Source organism: Allobosea sp. 10N428, from assembly GCF_056394545.1.
This window is the reverse complement of the sequence record NZ_JBFTIC010000043.1, coordinates 1-387: the sequence shown is the minus strand read 5'-3', so window position 1 is coordinate 387 and position 387 is coordinate 1. Positions and strand designations below refer to the sequence as shown.

The following is a 387-nucleotide window of genomic DNA, read 5'->3' as shown; positions in this document are numbered from 1 at the left end:
GAGTAGGCCCATTTCACTGCAGTCGTACGAGCGTCGATCAGGCGCGTGCTGACGCGCCACCTATCCGCTGACTGGCGAACGCTGCCTTCAACGATGTACAGGTGCGCTATTTGCTTGCCTCGGTCGCCGGCCACCGAACTAACCGGCCCATTTTCCGCAAAAACCTGCAGGTGCTTCTGCTTTGCGAGGCTCGTCAGCACTTCCTCGGACAAGTCAGCGGCGAATGCCACGCCTTCCGGTGCGGATGACAAACTGACGAACGGCCTGACGGTCACCTGTGGCTCAAGCGTCTCAAGCGCCTGATCGGACAACGGGAATTGTGGCGGGAGTTGCTCTCGCGTAGCCAAGACGACGACGACCAAGTTCAGAGCTATTGCACACAAAAGG

1 pseudogene is annotated in these 387 nt (G+C 59.2%); it reads right to left on the bottom strand.

The features are described 5' to 3' along the window. Positions 1-362 (bottom strand): annotated as a pseudogene (locus tag AC1DDA_RS27430) (hypothetical protein); the annotation flags it as partial. Positions 363-387 lie beyond the last annotated feature (25 nt).